This is a genomic window from Pseudomonas sp. BF-RE-25, from assembly GCF_019956105.1.
In the GTDB taxonomy this organism is placed as follows: Bacteria; Pseudomonadota; Gammaproteobacteria; order Pseudomonadales; family Pseudomonadaceae; genus Aquipseudomonas; species Aquipseudomonas migulae.
In genome coordinates this window covers 1-24,569 of record NZ_JAHBDB010000097.1, presented here as the reverse complement: position 1 = coordinate 24,569, position 24,569 = coordinate 1, and the positions used below count along the sequence as shown (strand labels likewise).

General features: G+C 57.6%; 21 protein-coding genes. 19 read left to right on the top strand and 2 right to left on the bottom strand.

Annotation, left to right across the window (positions count from 1 at the left end; genetic code table 11):
- Positions 1 to 263 precede the first annotated feature (263 nt).
- Together KGB24_RS28630 and KGB24_RS28625 are read left to right on the top strand one after the other, a co-directional pair.
- On the top strand, positions 264 to 575 hold the full coding sequence (locus KGB24_RS28630; protein ID WP_008026759.1) for a DUF485 domain-containing protein: 312 nt from the start codon (positions 264 to 266) through the stop codon (positions 573 to 575).
- Positions 572 to 2,230, top strand: a complete 1,659-nt coding sequence (locus KGB24_RS28625) for a cation acetate symporter (protein WP_008026758.1) — start codon at positions 572 to 574, stop codon at positions 2,228 to 2,230. Before KGB24_RS28630 ends, KGB24_RS28625 begins: the two co-directional genes overlap by 4 nt.
- Positions 2,231 to 3,258: 1,028 nt before the next feature.
- Here the strand turns inward: KGB24_RS28625 and gltA are convergent.
- Entirely contained in the window at positions 3,259 to 4,548 is a 1,290-nt protein-coding gene (gltA, locus tag KGB24_RS28620; protein ID WP_008032658.1) for a citrate synthase, read from the bottom strand.
- Between the two features lie 364 nt (positions 4,549 to 4,912).
- On the opposite strand from gltA, the gene sdhC reads away from it, so the two are divergent.
- From sdhC to KGB24_RS28550, 14 genes are all read left to right on the top strand, one after another.
- Complete coding sequence (sdhC, locus tag KGB24_RS28615) at positions 4,913 to 5,287, top strand: succinate dehydrogenase, cytochrome b556 subunit (RefSeq protein WP_017127965.1); 375 nt, start codon at positions 4,913 to 4,915, stop codon at positions 5,285 to 5,287.
- Positions 5,281 to 5,649: a succinate dehydrogenase, hydrophobic membrane anchor protein gene (gene sdhD / locus KGB24_RS28610; RefSeq protein WP_008032661.1), complete on the top strand. Its 369-nt coding sequence runs from the start codon at positions 5,281 to 5,283 to the stop codon at positions 5,647 to 5,649. The genes sdhC and sdhD overlap by 7 nt, the downstream gene beginning before the upstream one ends.
- A gap of 3 nt (positions 5,650 to 5,652) precedes the next feature.
- Positions 5,653 to 7,428, top strand: coding sequence for a succinate dehydrogenase flavoprotein subunit (gene sdhA / locus KGB24_RS28605; protein WP_059402220.1), 1,776 nt, complete (start codon positions 5,653 to 5,655; stop codon positions 7,426 to 7,428).
- 11 nt (positions 7,429 to 7,439) lie between these two features.
- Positions 7,440 to 8,144 carry a succinate dehydrogenase iron-sulfur subunit gene (locus KGB24_RS28600; protein WP_008032664.1) on the top strand — a complete coding sequence of 235 codons (705 nt, stop codon included), beginning with the start codon at positions 7,440 to 7,442 and terminating at the stop codon, positions 8,142 to 8,144.
- Between the two features lie 259 nt (positions 8,145 to 8,403).
- Positions 8,404 to 11,235 carry a 2-oxoglutarate dehydrogenase E1 component gene (locus KGB24_RS28595; protein ID WP_008032666.1) on the top strand — a complete coding sequence of 944 codons (2,832 nt, stop codon included), beginning with the start codon at positions 8,404 to 8,406 and terminating at the stop codon, positions 11,233 to 11,235.
- Between the two features lie 42 nt (positions 11,236 to 11,277).
- A complete protein-coding gene (gene odhB, locus KGB24_RS28590; protein WP_008032669.1) occupies positions 11,278 to 12,498 on the top strand; it encodes a 2-oxoglutarate dehydrogenase complex dihydrolipoyllysine-residue succinyltransferase in 1,221 nt (406 codons plus the stop codon).
- Positions 12,499 to 12,606: 108 nt separating this feature from the next.
- Positions 12,607 to 14,043 carry a dihydrolipoyl dehydrogenase gene (lpdA, locus tag KGB24_RS28585; protein WP_008032670.1) on the top strand — a complete coding sequence of 479 codons (1,437 nt, stop codon included), beginning with the start codon at positions 12,607 to 12,609 and terminating at the stop codon, positions 14,041 to 14,043.
- Positions 14,044 to 14,239: 196 nt separating this feature from the next.
- A complete protein-coding gene (gene sucC, locus KGB24_RS28580) occupies positions 14,240 to 15,406 on the top strand; it encodes an ADP-forming succinate--CoA ligase subunit beta (RefSeq protein WP_007898980.1) in 1,167 nt (388 codons plus the stop codon).
- Positions 15,406 to 16,287, top strand: coding sequence for a succinate--CoA ligase subunit alpha (gene sucD / locus KGB24_RS28575; RefSeq protein WP_008032672.1), 882 nt, complete (start codon positions 15,406 to 15,408; stop codon positions 16,285 to 16,287). Before sucC ends, sucD begins: the two co-directional genes overlap by 1 nt.
- Positions 16,288 to 16,715: 428 nt before the next feature.
- A complete protein-coding gene (gene brnQ, locus KGB24_RS28570) occupies positions 16,716 to 18,029 on the top strand; it encodes a branched-chain amino acid transport system II carrier protein (RefSeq protein ID WP_223416196.1) in 1,314 nt (437 codons plus the stop codon).
- A gap of 265 nt (positions 18,030 to 18,294) precedes the next feature.
- Complete coding sequence (locus KGB24_RS28565; protein ID WP_008032675.1) at positions 18,295 to 19,032, top strand: DUF599 domain-containing protein; 738 nt, start codon at positions 18,295 to 18,297, stop codon at positions 19,030 to 19,032.
- Positions 19,032 to 19,433, top strand: coding sequence for an MAPEG family protein (locus tag KGB24_RS28560; RefSeq protein WP_223416197.1), 402 nt, complete (start codon positions 19,032 to 19,034; stop codon positions 19,431 to 19,433). Before KGB24_RS28565 ends, KGB24_RS28560 begins: the two co-directional genes overlap by 1 nt.
- A gap of 159 nt (positions 19,434 to 19,592) precedes the next feature.
- Entirely contained in the window at positions 19,593 to 20,381 is a 789-nt protein-coding gene (locus KGB24_RS28555; RefSeq protein ID WP_223416198.1) for a hypothetical protein, read from the top strand.
- Positions 20,382 to 20,386: 5 nt separating this feature from the next.
- Positions 20,387 to 21,046 carry a hypothetical protein gene (locus KGB24_RS28550; protein ID WP_008032680.1) on the top strand — a complete coding sequence of 220 codons (660 nt, stop codon included), beginning with the start codon at positions 20,387 to 20,389 and terminating at the stop codon, positions 21,044 to 21,046.
- A gap of 76 nt (positions 21,047 to 21,122) precedes the next feature.
- On the opposite strand, the gene KGB24_RS28545 is transcribed toward KGB24_RS28550, so the two are convergent.
- Positions 21,123 to 21,356 (bottom strand): hypothetical protein, encoded by a 234-nt coding sequence (locus KGB24_RS28545; RefSeq protein ID WP_008032682.1) that lies wholly within the window; start codon positions 21,354 to 21,356, stop codon positions 21,123 to 21,125.
- A 158-nt stretch (positions 21,357 to 21,514) separates the two neighbouring features.
- Here KGB24_RS28545 and KGB24_RS28540 point away from each other — a divergent pair, with 158 nt between their 5' ends.
- From KGB24_RS28540 to htpG, 3 genes are all read left to right on the top strand, one after another.
- Positions 21,515 to 21,991 (top strand): PaaI family thioesterase, encoded by a 477-nt coding sequence (locus KGB24_RS28540; RefSeq protein WP_008032683.1) that lies wholly within the window; start codon positions 21,515 to 21,517, stop codon positions 21,989 to 21,991.
- Entirely contained in the window at positions 21,988 to 22,440 is a 453-nt protein-coding gene (locus tag KGB24_RS28535) for a PaaI family thioesterase (RefSeq protein ID WP_008032685.1), read from the top strand. The genes KGB24_RS28540 and KGB24_RS28535 overlap by 4 nt, the downstream gene beginning before the upstream one ends.
- Before the next feature lie 81 nt (positions 22,441 to 22,521).
- The gene (htpG, locus tag KGB24_RS28530) at positions 22,522 to 24,426 is read left to right on the top strand and encodes a molecular chaperone HtpG (RefSeq protein ID WP_223416199.1); all 1,905 of its coding nucleotides are present in this window, start codon (positions 22,522 to 22,524) and stop codon (positions 24,424 to 24,426) included.
- The last annotated feature ends 143 nt before the right edge of the window (positions 24,427 to 24,569 follow it).

The following is a 24,569-nucleotide window of genomic DNA, read 5'->3' as shown; positions in this document are numbered from 1 at the left end:
CAGCACTTCTCAAGGCCCCTTGGCATAACAGCCAAGGGGCTTTTTGCATTTCTGTAGGAGCGAGCCTGCTCGCGATGGAGGTGAAGACACCGCACCCTTTCAGACAGTACGCGTTTTCGTTCACGTCCATCGCGAGCAGGCTCGCTCCTACAAATGGTGATTCTGTCATGTCGCTCTAATACTAAGGTCGTCTGGAACCTGCCCCGCAGCCGCATAGAGTGGATACCGTTCCAACAATAATCTGTGCTGCGAGGATAAAAACAATGAACGACAGCATTTACCTCTCGATTCAAAACAGCCCGCGCTTCAAGGAGCTGGTTAGTAAGCGAGAAAGGTTCGCCTGGATTCTTTCGGCGATCATGCTTGGTCTCTACTCCGGATTCATCCTGTTGATCGCTTACGGGCCGCATATTCTGGGCGCGAAAATCAGCCCTGAGTCATCGATAACCTGGGGCATACCGATCGGTGTCGGGCTGATTGTCTCGGCCTTCATCCTGACCGGGATCTACGTTCGACGCGCCAATGGCGAATTCGACGACCTGAACAATGCGATTCTCAAGGAGGCTCAGCAATGATCCGGCGTCTAATGGCTCTATTGAGCATCGCAGCTTTCGCACCTGGCGCCTGGGCGGCTGACGCCCTGACCGGCGCCGTACAGAAACAACCCCTGAACATGGCCGCGATCCTGATGTTCGTGGCGTTCGTCGGCGCAACGTTGTACATCACTTACTGGGCCTCCAAGAAAAACAACTCGGCGGCCGACTACTATGCGGCGGGCGGCAAGATCACCGGTTTCCAGAACGGTCTGGCGATTGCTGGCGACTACATGTCCGCGGCGTCCTTCCTGGGTATTTCCGCGCTGGTGTTCACCTCCGGCTACGACGGCCTGATCTACTCGATCGGCTTCCTGGTGGGCTGGCCGATCATTCTGTTCCTGATCGCCGAGCGTCTGCGTAACCTGGGTAAATACACCTTTGCCGACGTGGCGTCCTACCGCCTCGGGCAAACCCAGATCCGTTCGCTGTCCGCTTGCGGTTCGCTGGTGGTGGTGGCGTTCTACCTGATCGCGCAAATGGTTGGTGCCGGCAAGCTGATCCAGCTGCTGTTCGGTCTCGACTATCACGTTGCGGTGATCCTGGTCGGTATCCTGATGTGCATGTACGTGCTGTTCGGCGGCATGCTGGCGACCACTTGGGTGCAAATTATCAAGGCTGTGCTGTTGCTGTCCGGTGCCTCGTTCATGGCGCTGATGGTGATGAAGCACGTCAACTTCGACTTCAGCGCACTGTTCTCCGAGGCGATCAAGGTTCACCCTAAAGGTGAGGCGATCATGAGCCCGGGCGGTCTGGTGAAAGACCCGATCTCCGCGTTCTCCCTGGGTCTGGCTCTGATGTTCGGTACTGCTGGCCTGCCACACATCCTGATGCGCTTCTTCACCGTGAGTGACGCAAAAGAAGCCCGCAAGAGCGTGCTGTATGCAACCGGCTTCATTGGTTACTTCTATATCCTGACCTTCATCATCGGCTTCGGCGCGATCCTGCTGGTCAGCACCAACCCGGCCTTCAAAGATGCGGCTGGCGCGCTGTTGGGCGGCAACAACATGGCGGCGGTGCACCTGGCCAACGCGGTCGGTGGCAGTATCTTCCTGGGCTTCATCTCGGCGGTAGCGTTCGCGACCATCCTGGCAGTGGTTGCCGGTCTGACCCTGGCCGGTGCTTCGGCGGTGTCTCACGACCTGTATGCCAGCGTGATCAAGAAAGGCAAGGCCAACGAGAAAGACGAGATTCGTGTCTCGAAAATCACCACCATCGCCCTGGCGGTGCTGGCGATCGGTCTGGGTATTCTGTTCGAGAAGCAGAACATTGCGTTCATGGTGGGCCTGGCGTTCTCTATCGCGGCGAGCTGTAACTTCCCGGTGCTGCTGCTTTCGATGTACTGGAAGAAGCTGACGACTCGCGGTGCGATGATCGGCGGCTGGCTGGGTCTGGTCAGTGCTGTTGGTTTGATGGTGCTGGGGCCAACCATCTGGGTGCAGATCCTGGGTCACGAGAAGGCGGTCTTCCCGTATGAATACCCGGCGCTGTTCTCCATGGCCATTGCGTTTGTGGGGATCTGGTTCTTCTCGATCACTGACAAGTCGACTGCTGCGGATAATGAGCGGGCGCTGTTCTTCCCGCAGTTTGTTCGTTCGCAGACTGGGTTGGGGGCGAGTGGGGCGGTTTCGCACTAAGGCTTTGAGTTTGTCTGTGTAATTTGTGTTGAACAGAAATGCCCCGGTCGAGAGATCGGGGCATTTTTTATTGGGCGGTTATCGGCCCTTGTAGGAGCGAGGCTTGCCCGCGAAGACGGCCTGACAGCCGACCATTTTCTTTCAGGTGTACATATCCATTTCTGCGGTAACGGCCACTTTGGGTTTCGCCCTTACGGCGACTCACTTTTTTTCAAACGCCAAAAAAAGTAAGCAAAAAAGGCTCGCCCCGAGCGTCCGGCCCCTCGCTAAGGCTCGGCGTTCCTTCGCTCCGGCATTCATCCGGGGGCATCGCCCTCCGGTTGGCTTCGCTGGCACCTACATGCGATGAGTTCGACTGCGTCGAACGGCGCTGCGCGCCAATCCCCGGATGAACACCTCCACTCAGCCTCCCGAAGGGGCGGGTGAGTCAAGATCAAAAGCCAAAGCAACAGCAAAATCAACGACCGGAGTGAGTTTCCTCTGTAGCAGCGAGCTTGCTCGCGAAAAACGCCCGGACACCGCGCTCATCCAGACAACCCGCGCCATCGTTGACGTCTATCGCTGGCAAGCCAGCTCCTACACGGGAGCGGTGTACAAATCCGGAATGAGTGAGCGCAGCCAAGAAGGACAGCGCGGACATCCAAAGAGCCAGGCCGGCTACCAGGCCGCCTCGGCGGCTGTGGCGGTACACGCCCCCTCGAGAGGCCGAGTGGAGGTTCTGCGTAGTGGGCAACCCGGCATGGATGCCGGGTTAGCCGCCCCCGGCCATGGATGGCCGATGGCGGCGGGCCCACGGAGCAGGACCGGAGCGAGGGCATGCCGAGCCACAGCGAGGCACCGAACGACAGGGGCAAAAGCGCTTGGTTACTTGCCGCTTTTGCAAGTGACTCGCCGTAAGGGCGAAACCATTAGTGGCCGTCACCGCAGAAACGGATACGCACACAACCCAAAGCGCACAAACAAAAACGGCCTCTATATAAATAGAGGCCGTTCCCGGTACAACTCAACACGCTATCGCAAGAAAGATCTTACTTGCGGTCTTCCAGCTTGGTGATATCACGCGACTCGTAGCCGGTGTACAACTGGCGTGGACGGCCAATCTTGTACGGGCTGGAGAGCATTTCTTTCCAGTGGGAGATCCAGCCGACAGTCCGCGCCAGAGCGAAGATCACGGTGAACATGCTGGTTGGAATGCCGATCGCCTTGAGGATGATCCCCGAGTAGAAGTCGACGTTCGGGTACAGCGAGCGCTCGATGAAGTACGGGTCGGTCAGGGCGATCTCTTCCAGGCGCATGGCCAGTTCGAGTTGCGGATCGTTCTGGATACCCAGTTCCTTCAGCACTTCGTCGCAAGTCTTCTTCATCACGGTGGCGCGTGGGTCGCGGTTTTTGTAAACCCGGTGACCGAAGCCCATCAACTTGAACGGATCGTTCTTGTCCTTGGCCTTGGCGATGAACTTGTCGATGTTCGACACATCGCCAATCTCGTCAAGCATGGTCAGGACAGCCTCGTTCGCGCCGCCGTGGGCAGGGCCCCACAGTGCAGCGATGCCGGCGGCGATGCAGGCGAACGGGTTGGCACCCGAAGAGCCGGCCAGGCGTACGGTGGAGGTCGATGCGTTCTGCTCGTGGTCGGCATGGAGGATGAAAATCCGGTCCATGGCCTTGGCGAGTACCGGGCTGATCGGTTTGATCTCGCACGGGGTGTTGAACATCATGTGCAGGAAGTTTTCCGCGTACGTCAGGTCGTTGCGCGGGTACATCATGGGTTGGCCCATGGAGTACTTGTAAACCATCGCTGCCAGGGTCGGCATCTTGGCAACCAGGCGGATCGCGGAAATTTCGCGATGCTGCGGGTTATTGATGTCCAGGGAGTCGTGGTAGAAGGCCGAGAGGGCGCCGACTACGCCGCACATGACGGCCATCGGGTGGGCGTCGCGACGGAAGCCGTTGAAGAAGGTCTTCAACTGCTCGTGAACCATGGTGTGGTTCTTCACGGTGCTGACGAACTGGGCCTTCTGTTCTGCGGTCGGCAGTTCGCCGTTGAGCAGCAGATAGCAGGTTTCCAGGTAGTCCGACTTTTCAGCCAGCTGTTCGATCGGGTAGCCGCGGTGCAGCAGAATGCCGTTGTCGCCGTCGATATAGGTGATCTTCGACTCGCAGGAAGCAGTCGACATGAAACCAGGGTCAAAGGTGAAACGGCCCGTGGCCGTCAGGCCCCGAACATCGATAACATCGGGACCAACGGTGCCGGTTAAAATGGGCAGCTCGACGGGGGCTGCGCCCTCGATGATCAACTGCGCTTTTTTGTCAGCCATGTGGCCTCCTATTTATGCTTGAAATCATCAGACAGACCCCCCACGCAGGGCCCGCACCACTATAGTGAGATAAATTCGAATGTCAATTTGCCTAAAGTCTTGCTCCAGAAGGCTTTAACCGGACTTTTTCCTCGAAATTGACTGCCATTTACGCCTTTTATTCAACTTGTGCAATGCGCTATTAGGGGAAGGTGAACGCGTTGTCATTAGTAGCCTAACTGTCTATACTCGGCCACCGACCGCCAAGGGCTTTTGGGCTTGCTTTCATTGGGGGTCGCATCCCTGGGTGGTGGTTACCTGACCAGTGCACTCCCCAACAACTTTGCCCTGATTGTTAGGGGCTCTTCAGTGTGAAAAAAAAGCCGTGAAAAGCCAACGACCTGTAAACCTAGACCTAAGGACCATCAAACTCCCAGTCACTGCTTACACGTCCATTCTTCACCGTATCTCCGGTGTCATCCTCTTTGTCAGCCTGGCCATCATGCTTTACGCATTGGACAAGTCGCTGAGCTCCGAGGAAGGCTTCGGTCAGGTGAAAGCGTGTCTGACCAGTCCGCTAGCCAAGCTAGTGATTTGGGGCATCCTGTCCGCTCTGCTGTATCACTTGGTAGCCGGTGTGCGCCATTTGATTATGGACATGGGCATCGGTGAGACGCTGGAAGGCGGCAAGCTGGGCTCGAAAATCGTTATCGCCGTTTCCGTGGTGGTAATCGTTCTGGCAGGAGTTTGGATATGGTAACTAACGTCACGAACCTGTCGCGTTCGGGCCTCTATGACTGGATGGCGCAACGTGTGTCTGCGGTCGTTCTCGCGGCTTACTTCATCTTCCTGATCGGATACGTCGTTGCCAACCCAGGCATCGGCTACGCCCAATGGCATGAACTGTTCGCCAATAACTGGATGCGTATCTTCAGTCTCCTGGCCCTCGTTGCCCTCGGCGCTCACGCCTGGGTCGGCATGTGGACCATCGCGACCGACTACCTGACGCCAATGGCGTTCGGCAAGTCCGCGACCACTGTACGTTTCCTCTTCCAGGCAGTATGCGGCGTTGCGATGTTCGCTTACTTCGTCTGGGGTGTGCAGATTCTTTGGGGTATCTGATTCATGTCTACTACAGTTAATACGCTTTCGTTCGACGCCATCATCATTGGCGGCGGCGGTGCTGGCATGCGCGCTGCGCTGCAGCTGGCACAGGGCGGTCACAAGACTGCCGTTGTCACCAAGGTTTTCCCGACTCGTTCGCACACCGTATCCGCCCAGGGTGGCATCACCTGCGCCATCGCGTCTGCTGATCCGAACGATGACTGGCGCTGGCACATGTACGATACCGTCAAGGGTTCCGACTACATCGGTGACCAGGACGCTATCGAATACATGTGTTCCGTAGGCCCGGAAGCGGTCTTCGAGCTCGAGCACATGGGCTTGCCGTTCTCCCGTACCGAACAGGGCCGCATCTACCAGCGTCCGTTCGGCGGTCAGTCGAAAGACTTCGGTAAAGGTGGCCAGGCTGCACGTACGTGCGCCGCTGCCGACCGTACCGGTCACGCACTGCTGCACACCCTGTACCAGGCCAACCTGAAGGCCGGCACCGTATTCCTCAACGAATACTACGGCGTCGACCTGGTCAAGAACGAAGACGGCGCCTTTGTCGGCATGATCGTCATCTGCATCGAAACCGGTGAAACCTCCTACGTTCGCGCTAACGCGACCGTATTGGCGACTGGCGGTGCAGGCCGTATCTACTCGTCCACCACCAATGCCCTGATCAACACCGGTGACGGCGTCGGCATGGCTCTGCGTGCTGGCGTGCCGGTACAAGACATTGAAATGTGGCAGTTCCACCCGACCGGCATCGCCGGCGCCGGTGTACTGGTTACAGAAGGTTGCCGCGGTGAAGGCGGTTACCTGATCAACAAGCACGGCGAGCGTTTCATGGAGCGTTATGCTCCGAACGCCAAAGACCTTGCTGGTCGTGACGTTGTTGCTCGTTCGATGGTTAAAGAAATCATCGCCGGCAACGGTTGCGGTCCGGATGGCGACCACGTAATGCTGAAACTCGATCACCTCGGTGAAGAAGTTCTGCACAGCCGTCTGCCAGGCATCATGGAACTGTCCAAGACCTTCGCCCACGTCGATCCAGCCGTGGCGCCGATTCCGGTCGTTCCAACCTGCCACTATATGATGGGCGGCGTTGCCACCAACATTCATGGCCAGGCAATCACTCAGGACGCTGACGGCGTTGACCAGATCATTCCTGGTCTGTTCGCAGTAGGCGAAGTGGCGTGCGTATCGGTTCACGGTGCCAACCGTCTGGGCGGCAACTCGCTGCTCGACCTGGTGGTATTCGGTCGTGCGGCCGGTCTGTTCCTGGAGCAGACCCTGAAAGAAGGCGTTGATTACGCCCGTCCACGCCAGTCCGACATCGACGCTGCCCTGGCACGTCTCGATGGCCTGAACTCGCGTACCGAAGGCGAAGACGTCGCTACCCTGCGTAAAGAACTGCAAAACTGCATGCAGAACTACTTCGGTGTGTTCCGTACCGGCGAATACATGCAGAAGGGTATCGCTCAGCTGGCTGATCTGCGTGGCCGTATCGCCAACGTCAAGATCAACGACAAGAGCCAGGCGTTCAACACTGCTCGAATCGAAGCCCTGGAACTGCAGAACCTGCTGGAAGTGGCCGAAGCCACCGCCATCGCTGCAGAGATCCGCAAAGAGTCCCGCGGTGCTCACGCCCGTGAAGACTACGAAGATCGCGACGACGAAAACTGGCTGTGCCACACCCTGTACTTCCCGGGTGACAAGCGCGTGACCAAGCGTGCTGTGAACTTCTCGCCGAAGACTGTTCCGACTTTTGAACCTAAGATTCGGACTTATTAAGGGTGGCCGCCATGTTGCAAGTCAGTGTTTATCGCTACAACCCTGATCAGGACGCCGCGCCGTTCATGCAGGAATTCCAGGTCGATACCGGTGGTAAAGACCTGATGGTCCTGGACGTGCTGGCCCTGATCAAAGAGCAGGACGAAGGTTTTTCCTATCGTCGCTCTTGCCGTGAAGGCGTTTGCGGTTCCGACGGCATGAACATCAACGGCAAAAACGCTCTGGCATGCGTCACGCCGCTGTCTTCTGTCGTAAAAGGTAACAAGCTGATCGTTCGTCCGCTGCCAGGTTTGCCGGTTATCCGTGACCTGGTCGTCGATATGAGCATCTTCTACAAGCAATACGAAAAGGTTAAGCCATACCTGCAGAACGACACGCCGGCTCCGGCCATCGAGCGTCTGCAGTCCCCTGAAGAGCGTGAAAAGCTCGACGGTCTGTACGAGTGCATCCTGTGCGCTTGCTGCTCGACCTCTTGCCCGTCCTTCTGGTGGAACCCGGACAAGTTCCTGGGTCCAGCTGCCCTGCTGCAAGCGTATCGCTTCCTGGCAGACAGCCGCGACACCAAGACATCCGAGCGTCTGGCTGCGCTGGATGACCCGTTCAGCGTATTCCGCTGCCGCGGGATCATGAACTGTGTAAACGTTTGTCCGAAAGGCCTGAACCCGACTAAGGCCATCGGTCACGTACGTCACATGTTGCTGCAAAGCGGCGTGTGATTCAGCAGTACCCGTAGGACCGCTGTACCCGTAGATGCTACGGCGCAGGCTTCAACCGGCGCCGTAGTTTTAACCTGAGCAGCAGCTCACAAAGCTGCCGCTCTTATTTTGAAGAAATGAGACAAGCAGGGGCATCCGGGCTGGTACCCGGACTATCAGCGTGATCCTAAGTGGCTTGTTTTGGTCGCTGCATTCGGACTTCTGCAAGTTTGCTCGGTGTCGACGCCGATGGTGTTCCCCTAACCGAGGGTGACCAAGCATGCAAGAAAGCGTGATGCAGCGCATGTGGAACAGCGCCTACCTTTCCGGAGGTAACGCTGCCTATGTGGAAGAGCTTTATGAGCTCTACCTGCACGACCCTAACGCTGTGCCAGAAGAGTGGCGCACCTACTTTCAGAAGTTGCCGACCGAAGGCAACTCTGCCACCGATGTTTCGCACTCCACAATTCGCGATCATTTCGTCTTGCTGGCAAAGAACCAGCGCCGCGCCCAACCGGTTTCCGCCGGCAGCGTGAGCAGTGAGCACGAGAAGAAGCAAGTTGAAGTGCTGCGATTGATCCAGGCCTACCGTATGCGTGGCCACCAGGCAGCTCAGCTTGACCCGCTGGGACTGTGGCAGCGTCCTGCACCTGCAGACCTGTCAATCAATCATTACGGCTTGACCAATGCCGATCTTGATACGACCTTCCGTGCCGGCGACCTGTTCATCGGCAAAGAGGAGGCGAGCCTACGCGAAATTCACGAAGCGTTGCAGCAGACATATTGCCGCACCATCGGCGCTGAATTCACGCATATCACCGATTCCGAGCAGCGCCAGTGGTTCCAGCAGCGTCTGGAAAGCGTGCGTGGTCGTCCGACGTACTCCGCCGACATCAAGAGCCACCTGCTCGAGCGCGTCACTGCCGGTGAAGGCCTGGAAAAATACCTGGGCACCAAATACCCGGGCACCAAGCGTTTCGGTCTGGAAGGCGGCGAAAGCCTGATTCCGATGCTCGACGAGTTGATCCAGCGTTCCGGTTCCTACGGCACCAAGGAAATCGTGATCGGCATGGCCCACCGTGGCCGTCTGAACGTGCTGGTCAACACCTTCGGCAAGAACCCGCGTGAGCTGTTCGACGAGTTCGAAGGCAAGAAGAAGGTCGAGCTGGGTTCCGGTGACGTTAAATACCACCAGGGCTTCTCGTCCAACGTGATGACCGCTGGCGGTGAAGTTCACCTGGCCATGGCGTTCAACCCGTCCCACCTGGAAATCGTATCTCCAGTAGTCGAAGGCTCGGTTCGCGCCCGTCAGGATCGTCGTAACGACCCTACCGGTGAGAAGGTTCTGCCGATCTCCATCCACGGTGACGCGGCATTCGCCGGTCAGGGCGTGGTGATGGAAACCTTCCAGATGTCGCAGACCCGCGGTTTCAAGACCGGCGGCACCGTGCACATCGTGATCAACAACCAGGTCGGTTTCACCATCAGCAACCCGCTGGACTCGCGTTCCACCGAGTACGCGACCGACGTTGCGAAGATGATCCAGGCGCCGATCCTCCATGTGAATGGTGATGATCCGGAAGCCGTGTTGTTCGTGACCCAGCTGGCCATCGACTACCGCATGCAATTCAAGCGTGACGTGGTGATCGACCTGGTCTGCTACCGTCGTCGCGGCCACAACGAGGCCGACGAGCCTAGCGGCACCCAGCCTCTGATGTACCAGCAGATCACCAAACAGCGCACCACCCGTGAACTGTATGCCGATCGCCTGACTCAGAGCGGTGTGCTGGACGTTGAGCGTGTTCAGTCGAAAGTCGACGAATACCGCAACGCGCTGGACAACGGTCTGCATGTTGTAAAAAGCCTGGTCAAAGAGCCGAACAAAGAGTTGTTCGTGGACTGGCGTCCGTACCTGGGCCACGCCTGGACTGCGCGTCACGACACGCGTTTCGATCTGAAGACCTTGCAGGAACTGTCCGCCAAGCTGCTGGAAATTCCAGAAGGCTTCGTGGTTCAGCGCCAGGTTTCGAAAATCTACGAAGACCGTCAGAAGATGCAAGCCGGCGGCCTGCCGATCAACTGGGGTTACGCCGAAACCATGGCGTACGCGACCCTGGCGTTCGAAGGTCACCCGATTCGCATGACGGGTCAGGACATCGGTCGCGGTACGTTCTCGCACCGTCACGCTGTCTTGCACAACCAGAAAGACGCGGGTACCTACATCCCGTTGCAGAACCTGTACAACGGCCAGCCACGTTTCGACCTGTACGATTCGTTCCTGTCCGAAGAAGCGGTTCTGGCGTTCGAGTACGGTTATTCGACCACCACGCCTGAAGCGCTGGTGATCTGGGAAGCCCAGTTCGGCGACTTCGCCAACGGTGCCCAGGTGGTTATCGACCAGTTCATCACCAGTGGCGAGCACAAGTGGGGCCGTCTCTGCGGTCTGACCATGCTGCTGCCGCACGGTTATGAAGGTCAGGGTCCGGAGCACTCGTCGGCTCGTCTGGAGCGTTACCTGCAACTGTGCGCCGAGCACAACATTCAGGTAGCCGTACCGACTACGCCGGCTCAGATCTACCACTTGCTGCGTCGTCAGGTGATTCGCCCGCTGCGCAAGCCATTGATCGTTCTGACTCCGAAGTCGCTGCTGCGTCACAAGCTGGCCATCTCGACTCTGGAAGATCTGGCCGAAGGTTCGTTCCAGACCGTTATCCCGGAAATCGATGCACTGGACCCGAAAAAGGTCGAGCGCGTTGTTCTGTGTAGCGGCAAGGTCTACTACGACCTGCTGGAAAAACGCCGTGCCGAAGGTCGTGATGACATCGCCATCGTGCGTATCGAGCAACTGTACCCATTCCCTGAGGACGACTTGAAAGAAGTCCTGGCTCCTTACACCAACGTCAAAAATGCCGTGTGGTGCCAGGAAGAGCCGATGAACCAGGGTGCGTGGTACTGCAGCCAACACCACATGCGTCGTAGCATCAGCAATCTCAACAAGTCTCTCGTACTTGAGTACGCGGGCCGTGAGGCTTCTGCTGCACCTGCATGCGGTTACGCATCGATGCACGCTGAGCAGCAGGAAAAACTGCTGCAAGACGCCTTTACTGTTTAACGCCTTCGCGCACCTGAAACCGAATTTAAGGACTCACAGATAATGGCTATCGAAATCAAAGCCCCCACTTTCCCGGAATCGGTTGCCGATGGCACCGTTGCCACCTGGCACAAGCAACCGGGCGACGCTGTAAAGCGTGACGACCTGATCGTCGATATCGAAACCGACAAGGTTGTGCTGGAAGTGTTGGCCACTGCTGACGGCGTGCTGGGCGCTATCGTCAAGAACGAAGGCGACACCGTTCTGTCCGACGAAGTCCTGGGCTCCATCGAAGCGGGCGGCGCTGCTGCCGCTCCAGCCGCTGCCGCTGCTCCGGCCGCTGCACAGGCTGCTGCTCCAGCCGCCGAAGGCGAAGACGATCCTGTTGCTGCACCGGCTGCTCGCAAGCTGGCTGAAGAAAACGGCATCAACATCGCTTCCGTTGCCGGCACCGGCAAAGGCGGTCGTGTGACCAAGGAAGACGTGGTTGCAGCCGTTGCTGCCAAGAAAGCCGCTCCGGCTGCCGCGCCTGCCAAGGCTGCTGCTCCTGCTGGCGCTGCTCCTGTGTTCGCCGCTGGCGACCGCATCGAGAAGCGCGTACCGATGACCCGCGTTCGCGCTACCGTGGCCAAGCGCTTGGTAGAAGCTCAGTCGAACATGGCGATGCTGACCACCTTCAACGAAGTCGACATGACCGAAGTCATGGCCCTGCGTTCGAAGTACAAGGACCTGTTCGAGAAGTCCCACAACGGCGTACGCCTGGGCTTCATGTCGTTCTTCGTCAAGGCTGCCACCGAAGCGCTGAAACGCTTCCCGGCTGTCAACGCATCGATCGACGGTGGCGACATCGTTTACCACGGCTACGCTGACGTCGGCGTTGCTGTTTCCAGCGACCGCGGCCTGGTTGTACCGGTTCTGCGTAACGCCGAACTGATGAGCCTGGCTGAAATCGAAGGCGGCATCGCCACCTTCGGCAAGAAGGCTCGCGACGGCAAACTGTCGATGGACGAAATGACCGGCGGTACGTTCACCATCACCAACGGTGGTACCTTCGGTTCGATGATGTCGACTCCGATCGTCAACCCGCCGCAAGCGGCCATCCTGGGCATGCACAACATTCTGCAGCGTCCTATGGCGATCAACGGTCAGGTCGTAATCCGTCCGATGATGTACCTGGCTCTGTCCTACGATCACCGTCTGATCGATGGCAAAGAAGCTGTGACCTTCCTGGTTACCATCAAGAACCTGCTGGAAGACCCGGCTCGTTTGCTGCTGGATATCTGATTTCGTTGCATGGGCCGTGCAGGATGGCGGTCCGTCTGTAATGACCAGCTTCGTCCCACGACGGTCCCCATAAGGGGCCGTCCGGTTTGATTCGAGAAGGAATGACACATGACTCAGAAATTCGACGTGGTAGTGATTGGCGCGGGCCCTGGCGGTTACGTGGCTGCCATTAAAGCAGCGCAACTGGGCCTCACCACTGCCTGCATCGAGAAATACACCGACAAGGAAGGCAAACTGGCCCTCGGCGGTACTTGCCTGAACGTCGGTTGCATTCCATCCAAGGCGCTGCTGGACAGCTCCTGGAAATACAAGGAAGCCAAAGAAGGCTTCGCGATCCACGGTATCAATCACGCTGGCGTGACCATGGACGTGTCGGCAATGGTTGGCCGTAAAGCCAACATCGTCAAAGGCCTGACCTCTGGCGTTGCCACCCTGTTCAAGGCGAACGGCGTCACTTCCCTGCAAGGCCACGGCAAACTGCTGGCCGGCAAGAAAGTCGAACTGACCAAGCCAGACGGCAGCGTTGAAATCATCGAAGCCGAGAACGTGATTCTGGCTTCGGGTTCGCGTCCGATCGACATTCCACCGGCTCCGGTTGACCAGAAAGTGATCGTCGATTCGACCGGCGCACTGGAATTCCAATCCGTACCCAAGCGTCTGGGCGTTATCGGTGCTGGCGTAATCGGTCTGGAACTGGGTTCGGTATGGTCGCGCCTGGGCGCTGAAGTGGTTGTTCTGGAAGCGCTGGAGAAGTTCCTGCCGGCTGCTGACGACGCCGTTTCCAAAGAAGCCTACAAAACCCTGACCAAACAAGGTCTGGACATCAAGCTGGGCGCTCGCGTCACCGGTTCCAAAGTGAACGGCGACGAAGTCGTTGTGAACTACACCGACGCAAACGGCGAACAGAGCATCACCTTTGACAAGCTGATCGTTGCCGTTGGTCGCCGTCCAGTGACCACCGAACTGTTGGCTGCAGACAGCGGTGTGACCATCGACGAGCGCGGTTTCGTATTCGTTGACGACCAGTGCGCCACCAGCGTACCGGGCGTTTACGCGATCGGTGACGTGGTTCGCGGCATGATGCTGGCGCACAAGGCGTCCGAAGAAGGCATCATGGTGGTTGAGCGCATCAAGGGTCACAAAGCGCAAATCAACTATGACCTGATCCCTTCGGTTATTTATACTCACCCGGAAATCGCATGGGTCGGCAAAACCGAGCAGACCTTGAAGGCTGAAGGCGTTGAAGTTAACGTTGGCACCTTCCCGTTCGCAGCCAGTGGCCGTGCCATGGCAGCCAACGACACCGGCGGTTTCGTGAAAGTCATTGCCGATGCCAAGACTGACCGCGTATTGGGCGTCCACGTGATTGGCCCGAGCGCTGCAGAACTGGTTCAGCAGGGCGCGATCGGCATGGAATTCGGCACCAGCGCTGAAGACTTGGGCATGATGGTTTTCTCCCATCCGACCCTGTCTGAAGCCTTGCACGAAGCAGCTCTGGCTGTGAATGGCGGCGCCATCCACATCGCCAACCGCAAGAAGCGTTAAGACAATAAGAAACCACGGCGGTATGGCCCGTCGTGAGCCTTGCATGCAAGACTCACCGCGGAATATCCGCTGGACGCAGTCTTGCGTGGCTGCACCGGGTATCCGGAAAGGCTACGCAAGCAGCAGTCACAGGTGGTGCGGCACTTGAACAAGTGCAGCACCGAATGCGCAGTACCTAACGAAGACGGTAATAAGCATGAATCTTCACGAGTATCAGGGTAAGCAGCTGTTCGCTGAATACGGCCTGCCAGTTTCCACCGGTTATGCGGTAGACACCCCGGAAGCAGCAGCAGAAGCTTGCGACAAAATCGGCGGCACCGAGTGGGTTGTCAAAGCCCAGGTCCACGCTGGTGGTCGCGGTAAAGCGGGCGGCGTAAAGCTGGTTCGCAGCAAAGAAGACGCCAAAGCCTTCGCACAGCAGTGGCTGGGCAAGCGTCTGGTGACTTACCAGACTGACGCCAATGGTCAGCCAGTCACCAAGATCCTGGTTGAATCGTGCACTGATATCGCTAAAGAGCTGTACCTGGGCGCTGTCGTTGACCGTTCGAGCCGTCGCATCGTGTTCATGGCTTCCACCGAAGGTGGCGTGGACATCGAGAAAATCGCTCACGACACTCCAGAAAAAATTCTGAAAGCCACTATCGATCCACTGGTTGGCGCTCAGCCATTCCAGGGTCGCGAGCTGGCATTCCAGCTGGGTCTGGAAGGCAAGCAGGTTGCTCAGTTCGCCAAGATCTTCGTAGGTCTGGCCAAGCTGTTCAAGGATCACGACCTGGCTCTGCTGGAAGTGAACCCGCTGGTGATCAAGGCTGACGGCGATCTGCATTGCCTCGACGCCAAGATCAACATCGACGCCAACGCTATGTACCGTCAGCCTAAGCTGAAGACTTTCCACGATCCGTCGCAAGACGATCCGCGCGAAGCGCACGCTGCCAAGTTCGAACTGAACTACGTAGCGCTGGAAGGCAACATCGGTTGCATGGTCAACGGTGCTGGCCTGGCCATGGGTACCATGGACATCGTCAACCTGCATGGCGGCAAACCAGCCAACTTCCTCGACGTGGGCGGCGGTGCTACCAAAGAACGCGTTACCGAAGCGTTCAAGATCATCCTGTCCGACACTAACGTCGCTGCAGTATTGGTCAACATCTTCGGCGGCATCGTTCGTTGCGACATGATTGCCGAAGGCATCATCGGCGCTGTGAAAGAAGTCGGCGTGAAAATCCCGGTTGTTGTTCGCCTTGAAGGCAACAACGCTGAGCTGGGCGCTAAAGTACTGGCAGAAAGCGGTTTGAACATCATCGCTGCTACCAGCCTGACCGACGCTGCTCAACAAGTCGTTAAAGCTGCGGAGGGCAAATAATGAGCGTCCTGATCAATAAAGACACCAAAGTTATCTGCCAGGGTATTACCGGTTCGCAAGGTAGTTTCCACACCCAGCAAGCCATCGAGTACGGCACCAAGATGGTTGGTGGTGTAACTCCTGGTAAAGGCGGCACCGAGCACCTGGGTCTGCCAGTGTTCAACACCGTGAAAGACGCTGTAGCTGCCACTGGCGCCACCGCCAGCGTGATCTACGTTCCAGCTCCTTTCTGCAAGGACTCGATCCTGGAAGCAGCATTCGGCGGCATCAAGCTGATCGTTTGCATCACCGAAGGCATTCCTACCCTGGACATGCTGGACGCTAAAGTTAAGTGCGACGAGCTGGGTATCACCCTGATCGGCCCTAACTGCCCAGGCGTGATCACTCCAGGCGAATGCAAGATCGGCATCATGCCAGGTCACATTCACTTGCCAGGCAAGGTCGGTATCGTTTCCCGTTCCGGCACCCTGACCTACGAAGCTGTGAAGCAAACTACTGACGCCGGTTTCGGTCAGTCGACTTGCGTCGGCATCGGCGGTGACCCGATCCCGGGTTCGAACTTCATCGACATCCTGAAGCTGTTCCAGGAAGACCCGAAGACCGAAGCGATCGTGATGATCGGTGAGATCGGCGGTTCGGCTGAAGAAGAAGCGGCTGCCTACATCAAGGCACACGTGACCAAGCCGGTTGTTTCCTACATCGCTGGTGTGACTGCTCCTCCGGGCAAGCGCATGGGCCATGCTGGCGCAATCATCTCTGGCGGCAAAGGCACTGCAGACGAGAAATTCGCTGCACTGCAAGACGCAGGCGTTAAAACCGTGCGTTCGCTGGCAGACATCGGCAAGGCCCTGGCCGAGCTGACTGGTTGGGCTGTCAAGTAAGCCTCGCGCTTAGCTGACGCTTCACCAAACAAAGGCCACCTTCGGGTGGCCTTTGTCGTTTCCGGGGTTTGTATCGTTGGTGCCGACCCCTTCGCGGGCAAGCCTCGCTCCTACAGGTTCTTCGTCGATCACAAGTACGGCAAACGACGAAAAACCTGTAGGAGCGAGGCTTGCCCGCGAAGGGGTACTTACAGACACCAACCAATTACATGCAAAAACGCGACACGAAAATGTCGCAGATCGGATAGTTCGCCCTCTAACAGTGCGTTTGTCGCTCAAATTCGTTAGGCTAGCCGCCATTTTTGCGTCCGCATCCCACAAGGAAGCTTCGCGCTAAAGGGTCGGTCCTATACGGGTCGACAGCATTTCCCTCACCCATAAGGGAAATCCCTCTCTAAATTCCGATTCAGTAGTGTGGTATTTCCTTAATGAAAGTGTTGAAAGGCCAGGACATCCTGGCACTTGGTTTTATGACGTTTGCCCTGTTCGTCGGGGCTGGCAACATCATCTTCCCGCCTATCGTCGGTTTGCAGTCCGGACCTCATGTCTGGATGGCGGCGCTGGGCTTTCTGATCACCGCGGTCGGTCTGCCGGTGATCACCGTTGTTGCTCTGGCCAAGGTCGGTGGCGCGATGGATGCCTTGAGCAGCCCGATCGGCAAAATCGCCGGTGGCTTGCTGGCCGCTGCGTGCTACCTCGCCGTTGGCCCGCTGTTCGCGACGCCGCGCACCGCGACCGTATCGTTCGAAGTGGGCCTGGCGCCGCTGACCGGCGAAAGCCCGCTGGCGCTGTTCCTCTATAGCTCGGTGTACTTCCTGCTGGTGTTCTTCATCTCGCTCTACCCGGGTCGTTTGCTGGACACCGTAGGACGTTTCCTCGCACCGCTGAAGATTATCGCCCTGGCCGCCCTCGGCATCGCCGCGTTCGCGTTGCCGGCCGGTGATATCGGCGTGGCGACGCCCGAGTATGTCGCGGCACCGTTTTCCCAGGGCTTCATCAATGGTTACCTGACCATGGATACCCTGGGCGCGCTGGTATTCGGCATCGTTATCGTCAACGCAATCCGCTCCCGTGGCGTGGATTCTCCAGTGCTAATCACCCGTTACGCGATCATTGCCGGGCTGATTGCCGGCGTCGGTCTGGCGCTGGTGTACGTCAGCCTGTTTCGCCTCGGTTCGGGCAGCCATGAAGTGGCCGCCGGTGCGACCAACGGCGCGGCGGTGTTGCACGCCTACGTTCAACACACCTTTGGCTCCTTGGGCAGTGGTTTCCTCGCTGTGCTGATTTCGTTGGCCTGCCTGGTTACGGCAGTCGGTCTGACGTGCGCCTGTGCCGAATACTTCAGCCGTGTGCTGCCACTGTCCTACAAGACCTTGGTCATCATCCTCGCCGCGTTCTCCCTGCTGGTGTCCAACCTGGGCCTCACCAAGCTGATCGCGTTCTCGATCCCGGTCCTCACCGCGATCTACCCGCCGTGCATCGCGCTGGTCGCCCTGAGCTTCTGCAAGGACTTCTGGCATGAGCAGGGCCGTATTGTTGGTCCGGTGATGCTGGTGTCGTTCATCTTCGGCCTGATCGACGCGCTCAAGGGCGCAGGTCTGGCGGACTGGATGCCGACGCAATTGGCGCATTTGCCGCTGAGTGAGCAGGGCCTGGCGTGGCTGGTGCCGTCGGTCATGACCCTGGTGGTTGCGGTGGTTTGCGATCGCATGCTGGGCAAGCGCGAAGAAGCGCTGGCTTAAGGCGTTTCACGGCTCGCCATAAGCGGGTCTTGAGCGAACATGGAAATGCCCCGTATCAATCGATACGGGGCATTTTTTATGCGCGTGAGGCAGTGTCTTTTTCCTTAAGCTAACGTCGAAGCATTGCAAAATCCAATGTGGGAGTGAGCCTGCTCGCGATAGCGGTAGATCAGTCAGCATCCGTGTTGAATGTAAATCCGTCATCGCGAGCAGGCTCGCTCCCACATTGGATTTCGTTACTCCCTAACACATCACAAGGACCTGCATGTCGTTCATCCACGCCAACCTGATCCACATTCTTGCCGCCATCTGGTTTGTCATCTGCTGGGGCGGCTACACCCGTTATGCAACGTGGAAGGGCCGCGACACGGCGTGCCTGGCCAGTGTGTTGCACCTGTACCGCGAAGACTGGATGCGGCGCATGCTGATGCGGGACAACCGCATCGCCGATGCCAGTGTGATCGGCAATCTGGAGCGCAACGCTTCGTTCTTCGCCTCCAGCACGCTGATTATCCTGGCCGGTATTCTCACCGTGCTCGGTGCGTCGGAACGGGCGGTGTCATTGCTGGCGGACATCCCGATGGTGCAACAGGCCTCCCAGGGCATGTCGGAGATCAAGTTGCTGTGCCTGGCGCTGGTGTTTGTTTATGCGTTCTTCACGTTCAGCTGGTGCATGCGCCAGTACAACTTCGCTGCGATTCTCGTGGGGTCGGCCCCTATGGTCGGCGAGCGGCATGTTTCCGAGCTGGAGCGTAAAGCCTTTGCCGCACGGGCGGCGCGTGTCATCTCCATGGCTGCCAACCAGTTCAACTTCGGCCTGCGTTCCTATTACTTCGGCATGACCATGCTGGCGTGGTTCGTCAGCCCCTGGTTGTTCATGCTGATGAGCGCTGGCGTGGTGCTGGTGCTGTATCGCCGGGAGTTTCATTCCGACGTTCTCGACGTGATGGTCTATACCCCTACAGAGGCGCCATTGCCCGAGGCGAACCGAGAGGCCGCTTGATGAGTATTCCGTTCTGGTGTGTGTTTATCAGTGCCTTGCTGATCTATGTGGCCCGCATGCCGGTGGCCAGGGCCATGAAAGAGCAGGGCGGTTACGACAATCATCTGCCGCGCCAGCAACAGGCACAACTCACTGGGTTTGGCGCCCGCGCTGTGGCAGCTCATCAGAACTGTTTTGAGGCGTTTATATTGTTTGCCGTGGGGGTGTTGATGGCGCACACCACGCAAATGGCGGGCTGGCTGATAGATTCGCTGGCAATCATCTTTGTGATTACGCGGGTCATTTACTTAGTGTGCTATTGGAGCGATCTGGCCTGGCAGCGCAGTTTGGTCTGGTTTGTCGGTTTGGTGTGCTCGCTGTTGCTGATGATCAGCCCGACGTTCAGAACACTGTTGTTATAACGAAGGAGCCGATCACTTTGCGGGGTATTTAGATCAGTGGGCGTCAGCTGGATGACGATGTAACATCCTGCTTCGGTTTCTCATGGAAGGCAGTTCTTGAACGGATTTCAAACGTGTCAGCCTCCACACCGCCGACTCGGCTGGTGGATATGGGCTCTAATGGCAGGGAGTGCGTTAGCGCAGGCCTCGCCATCCGTCGTGCCCGAGGCCAAGCGCTTCGGCGATTTCCTGATTGGTCCCAATAAAGAAAGTTTTTATGGCCCCGGGACGCAGTATTCCATCGTGTTTCGTTCGCAGGGCTACTGGCCCCTCGGCGCCCGGGAAGTCAACGGTGTGCGGCCGATCAAGGCGTTGAGCGAAGGTCAACCGATGCTCTTGGTAGTCACTTCGGGCTACGACGGTGTCGGTACGCTGCTCATTGGTGTGCAAAATGGTGCGCCCTTGGCGCGTATATTAAGCCCGCTCAAAGATAAGAAGTTTCCTGACTGGGGCGTACCGCAACCAGGGCGTGAGGAGGTTTTGCTGTTCGCCGAGTCCGGCCGTGCGCTGGATACCCACACTGGCGAGGTGCTGTGGTTCGACACCAGGTTCAAGGCCAAGGAATACGGACCTTGGGGAGCACTGATGTCAGTGTCCCCGGATAATCGGCTGGCGGCGTACCTGACATTCAGACAAATATTGGTGGCCGGACGTGAGGACGGCCTCGACGCTGCCTATCAGCTACCGGCCGATGCCAACGTCGGTGAATTGGCCGATATTTCCAAGGCCGCATACGTCCAGGCGGTTCAAGCACACAAGGATGGCGTGCCAAGCATGGACAACCACCGTCTGGATAGGGAAATGACTATTGCCTGGTTCGCCAAGCGCTTCCACTGGAAGGCCAAAAACGGCACGTGGGAGCTGGTCGGTCGTGGCCTGGGTCCCGCATTGCCTCTTTCCGAGCGCTAAGCCTGATGAAAAATTTACCAGTGGGTTGTGGCGTCTTGCTGTTGATCAGTATCGCGGTGTCGCTTGGGGGCTGCGTCAGTGACAATGGCGCGAGCAACAGGGAGTTCTTGTCCGAAAATCTGGACGCAAGCCAGGCGTTGCTGACGTTTGACGTCGAATTTGCGGTTCCCCCGGATTACAAGCCATCCCAACGGCAGTTTTATGCCGATGACCGCATCACTTACAGCGGTTTCCCTCATATCGAGGTGCCTTATTTCCAGAAAGGCCTGGATGCCAGCACGGGCCTGACCGGGCTGCCCTACGTGCTACCGATTCCCTATCCGGTGCCCAAGATCGAGACCGGGCGTAGCGAGTTCAAGGTGTTTGGTCAGCGACTGGACGAACAGCACTATCGTTTCGTGGTGCCGCGCAAATCCATGTGGAATAGCGGCAACACCTTCGCGTTGTTGTTTCAGCGTCGTGAAAGGCATGAAATCATCACCTTTCGCTTCAATACGCAGACGTCCTGCGCATCGACATTGAGCGTGATAACGCCGGAATACGGTTATGCGCTATCCGTCAGTGCACGGTTTAAAAACGAGACGGGCTGTTTGAAAGTGTGTGATGGTCGGCCGGGCTATTCCGGTGATTGTGCCTTTCAGCCGCCGCCAACTAGCGGCGGATAAAGTTGCTCTAATGGCAAATGACAGACAAAAGAAAACCCGCACTTGGCGGGTTTTCTTTATCACGCTAAAAACTGTTTTAGTTTTTAGGTGCTTCTTTTGCTGCAGCGGCATCCGATTCAGCCTGAGCTTTGGCAGCTTCGGCGTTTTCTTTCGCAGCGTCGTTCACTTTATCCTGAGCTTTGCTCATGTCTTGCTGAGCTTGCTCAGCATGTTTCTCGGCTTCTTGAGCTTTGTCCTCGGATTTTTTATCGCAGGCAGCGAGACCGAGGGAAGCGGTCAACATCAAGGCAATAGCTAAAGTCTTACGCATGGGGTGTTTCTCCTTATGGAAAATATCTATCTGGCCTTTCGAGCGTGGACATCAGGGTTAAGTTCCTCAATTCGTTCAGATATATAAGATTATTCCTGCGGGAACTTTTACGAATACACCTAATACAATCTCCGAGTACTAAGAAGAGTGTTTACCACATGGCCGAAAACCCCGTTTTTGAGCGCGCGACGCGATTCCTTTCGGCGCTCAGGCATTGCCAGGTACTTGGTTTGCGCGTTCACAGCGCCAGCAGCGACGGACTGACGGTCATCCTGCCGTACAGCCCGCAAATTGTCGGCAATCCGCAAACCGGCGTGATCCATGGCGGGGCATTGACCTCCCTGATGGACACCGCGTGCGGCATGGCCACACTCTGCGTGCTACCCGAATTCGAAGTGTGCCCGACCCTCGACCTGCGCATCGACTACATGCATGCCGCCGAACCGCATAAGGACGTCTATGGTTTTGCCCAGTGCTACCGGGTCACCACCGACGTGATCTTCGCCCGTGGCTTTGCTTATCAGGACGATCCCGAGCAGCCCATCGCCCATGTCGTCGGCACGTTCATGCGCATGGGCAAGGGCGTCAAAGGCACCAAAGGGTTTGGTGGCGCCATTGCCGGAGGTGCGAAATGACCGACAATTTCAAGGAACAACTGCAACAGGCCCATGAGCAGGGCGACTATGCCTCGCTGCTGCATCTGATTCCCTACGCCAAACTGATCGGTATTGAGTGTTCGCGGGTGGGGGATGACCTGCTGTTTCGTCTGCCGGCGAACAAGGACAACATTGGTAATCCTTTACTGCCAGCGATTCACGGCGGCGTCATTGCCGGGTTCATGGAGCTGTCCGCGGCCTTGCACCTGCTGATTTTTACCGGCTCACCGGGTGTGCCGAAGATCATCGATTTTTCCCTCGACTACCTGCGCGCCGGGCAGTTTCGCGATACGTGGGCGCGCTGCCAGGTGTGCCGTCAGGGGCGGCGTGTCGCAAACGTGGCAGTGACCGCCTGGCAAAGCACCGAATCCGAACCCATCGCCACGGCCCGCGCCCACTTCAAAATCGATGAGCCCTTGAAATCCTGATCCGAGCCCCCAACTTTGATGACAACCCGCCGCCGACCCTCTAGGTCGCGGCCACTGCCATCTGATTGGAGTTTGATGACCATGAGTGTGGAAACTCAAAAGGAAACCCTGGGCTTCCAGACCGAGGTGAAGCAGCTGCTGCACCTCATGATCCATTCGTTGTATTCCAACAAGGAAATCTTCCTTCGCGAATTGATCTCGAACGCCTCTGACGCTGTCGACAAATTACGTTTCGAAGCCCTGTCCAAGCCTGAGTTGCTGGAAGGTGGCGCCGAACTGAAAATCCGTGTGAGCTTCGACAAGGACGCTAAAACCGTCACCCTCGAAGACAACGGCATCGGCATGAGCCGTGAAGATGCGATCACCCACCTGGGCACCATCGCCAAATCCGGCACCGCCGATTTCATGAAACACCTGACGGGCGATCAGAAAAAGGACTCGCACCTGATCGGTCAGTTCGGCGTGGGTTTCTACTCTGCCTTCATCGTCGCCGACAAAGTCGACGTGTTCAGCCGTCGTGCCGGTGCTGCCGCCAGCGAAGGCGTGCATTGGTCGTCGCAGGGCGAAGGTGATTTCGAAGTTGCCACCGTCGAGAAAACCGATCGTGGTACTCGCATCGTCCTGCACCTGAAGTCCGGTGAAGACGAGTTCGCCGATGGCTGGCGTCTGCGCAACATCATCAAGAAGTACTCCGATCACATCGCTTTGCCGATCGAGTTGCCGAAAGAAGTGGCAGCGGCTGAAGGCGAAGAGAAGCCGGCTGTTGAATGGGAAACCGTCAACCGCGCCAGCGCCCTGTGGACCCGTCCTCGTACCGAGATCAAGGACGAGGAGTATCAGGAGTTCTACAAACACATCGCTCACGATTTCGAAAACCCGCTGAGCTGGAGCCACAACAAGGTCGAAGGCAAGCTCGAATACAGCTCACTGCTCTACGTACCGACCCGCGCTCCGTTCGACCTGTACCAGCGTGAAGCGCCGAAAGGCCTGAAGCTGTACGTGCAGCGTGTGTTCGTCATGGACCAGGCCGAGTCGTTCCTGCCGCTGTACCTGCGCTTCATCAAGGGTGTGGTCGATTCCAATGACCTGTCGCTGAACGTGTCGCGGGAAATCCTGCAGAAAGACCCGATCATCGACTCCATGAAGTCGGCGCTGACCAAGCGCGTGCTGGACATGCTGGAAAAACTGGCGAAGAACGAGCCAGAGCAATACAAAGGCTTCTGGAAGAACTTCGGTCAGGTCATGAAAGAAGGCCCGGCAGAAGACTTCGCCAACAAAGAGAAAATCGCCGGCCTGCTGCGTTTTGCGTCCACTCAGGGCGAAGAAGGCGAGCAGGTTGTGGGTCTGGCCGAATACCTGGCTCGCGCCAAGGAAGGTCAGGACAAGATTTACTACCTGACCGGCGAAACCTACGCGCAAGTCAAAAACAGCCCGCACCTGGAAGTCTTCCGCAAGAAAGGCATCGAAGTGCTGCTGCTGACCGACCGCATCGACGAGTGGCTGATGAGCTACCTCAACGACTTCGACGGCAAGAGCTTTGTCGACGTGGCGCGCGGTGACCTCGACCTGGGCAACCTGGATTCGGAAGAAGACAAGAAAGCCGCGGAAGAAGTCGCCAAGTCCAAAGAAGGTCTGGTCGAGCGTCTGAAAACTGCGCTGGGCGAATCCGTGGCTGAAGTGCGGGTTTCCCATCGTCTGACCGACTCCCCGGCGATTCTCGCCATCGGCGAGCAGGACCTGGGCATGCAGATGCGTCAGATCCTGGAAGCCAGCGGGCAGAAGGTTCCGGATTCGAAGCCGATCTTCGAATTCAACCCGGCGCACCCGCTGATCGAGAAGCTCGACAACGAGCAGAGCGACGAGCGCTTCGGTGACCTGTCGCACATTCTCTTCGATCAGGCGGCCCTGGCGGCCGGCGACAGCTTGAAGGACCCGGCCGCGTATGTGCGCCGTCTCAACAAGCTGCTGGTTGAACTGTCGGTTTAACGACGTTGTAAAAAAACCCGCTTCGGCGGGTTTTTTCATTCTGGGGTCTTTTACTGGGAGTGAGTCATGAGCCAGGGCTGATCACCCAACCTGTAGGAGCCGGCTTGCCGGCGATGGCGTCCTCATGCTGTCTCTTATACCCA

Excerpts from the sequence above, each read along its gene's own strand:
- KGB24_RS28535 (WP_008032685.1), top strand. The coding sequence starts at position 21,988 with ATGACCGACAATTTCAAGGAACAACTGCAACAGGCCCATGAGCAGGGC.
- brnQ (WP_223416196.1), top strand. The coding sequence starts at position 16,716 with ATGAAAGTGTTGAAAGGCCAGGACATCCTGGCACTTGGTTTTATGACG.
- KGB24_RS28550 (WP_008032680.1), top strand. The coding sequence starts at position 20,387 with ATGAAAAATTTACCAGTGGGTTGTGGCGTCTTGCTGTTGATCAGTATC.
- KGB24_RS28595 (WP_008032666.1), top strand. The coding sequence starts at position 8,404 with ATGCAAGAAAGCGTGATGCAGCGCATGTGGAACAGCGCCTACCTTTCC.
- KGB24_RS28545 (WP_008032682.1), bottom strand. The coding sequence starts at position 21,356 with ATGCGTAAGACTTTAGCTATTGCCTTGATGTTGACCGCTTCCCTCGGT.
- odhB (WP_008032669.1), top strand. The coding sequence starts at position 11,278 with ATGGCTATCGAAATCAAAGCCCCCACTTTCCCGGAATCGGTTGCCGAT.
- lpdA (WP_008032670.1), top strand. The coding sequence starts at position 12,607 with ATGACTCAGAAATTCGACGTGGTAGTGATTGGCGCGGGCCCTGGCGGT.
- sdhD (WP_008032661.1), top strand. The coding sequence starts at position 5,281 with ATGGTAACTAACGTCACGAACCTGTCGCGTTCGGGCCTCTATGACTGG.
- sucC (WP_007898980.1), top strand. The coding sequence starts at position 14,240 with ATGAATCTTCACGAGTATCAGGGTAAGCAGCTGTTCGCTGAATACGGC.
- sucD (WP_008032672.1), top strand. The coding sequence starts at position 15,406 with ATGAGCGTCCTGATCAATAAAGACACCAAAGTTATCTGCCAGGGTATT.
- htpG (WP_223416199.1), top strand. The coding sequence starts at position 22,522 with ATGAGTGTGGAAACTCAAAAGGAAACCCTGGGCTTCCAGACCGAGGTG.
- KGB24_RS28600 (WP_008032664.1), top strand. The coding sequence starts at position 7,440 with ATGTTGCAAGTCAGTGTTTATCGCTACAACCCTGATCAGGACGCCGCG.
- KGB24_RS28560 (WP_223416197.1), top strand. The coding sequence starts at position 19,032 with ATGAGTATTCCGTTCTGGTGTGTGTTTATCAGTGCCTTGCTGATCTAT.
- KGB24_RS28540 (WP_008032683.1), top strand. The coding sequence starts at position 21,515 with ATGGCCGAAAACCCCGTTTTTGAGCGCGCGACGCGATTCCTTTCGGCG.
- KGB24_RS28630 (WP_008026759.1), top strand. The coding sequence starts at position 264 with ATGAACGACAGCATTTACCTCTCGATTCAAAACAGCCCGCGCTTCAAG.
- KGB24_RS28555 (WP_223416198.1), top strand. The coding sequence starts at position 19,593 with ATGGCAGGGAGTGCGTTAGCGCAGGCCTCGCCATCCGTCGTGCCCGAG.
- KGB24_RS28625 (WP_008026758.1), top strand. The coding sequence starts at position 572 with ATGATCCGGCGTCTAATGGCTCTATTGAGCATCGCAGCTTTCGCACCT.
- KGB24_RS28565 (WP_008032675.1), top strand. The coding sequence starts at position 18,295 with ATGTCGTTCATCCACGCCAACCTGATCCACATTCTTGCCGCCATCTGG.
- sdhA (WP_059402220.1), top strand. The coding sequence starts at position 5,653 with ATGTCTACTACAGTTAATACGCTTTCGTTCGACGCCATCATCATTGGC.
- gltA (WP_008032658.1), bottom strand. The coding sequence starts at position 4,548 with ATGGCTGACAAAAAAGCGCAGTTGATCATCGAGGGCGCAGCCCCCGTC.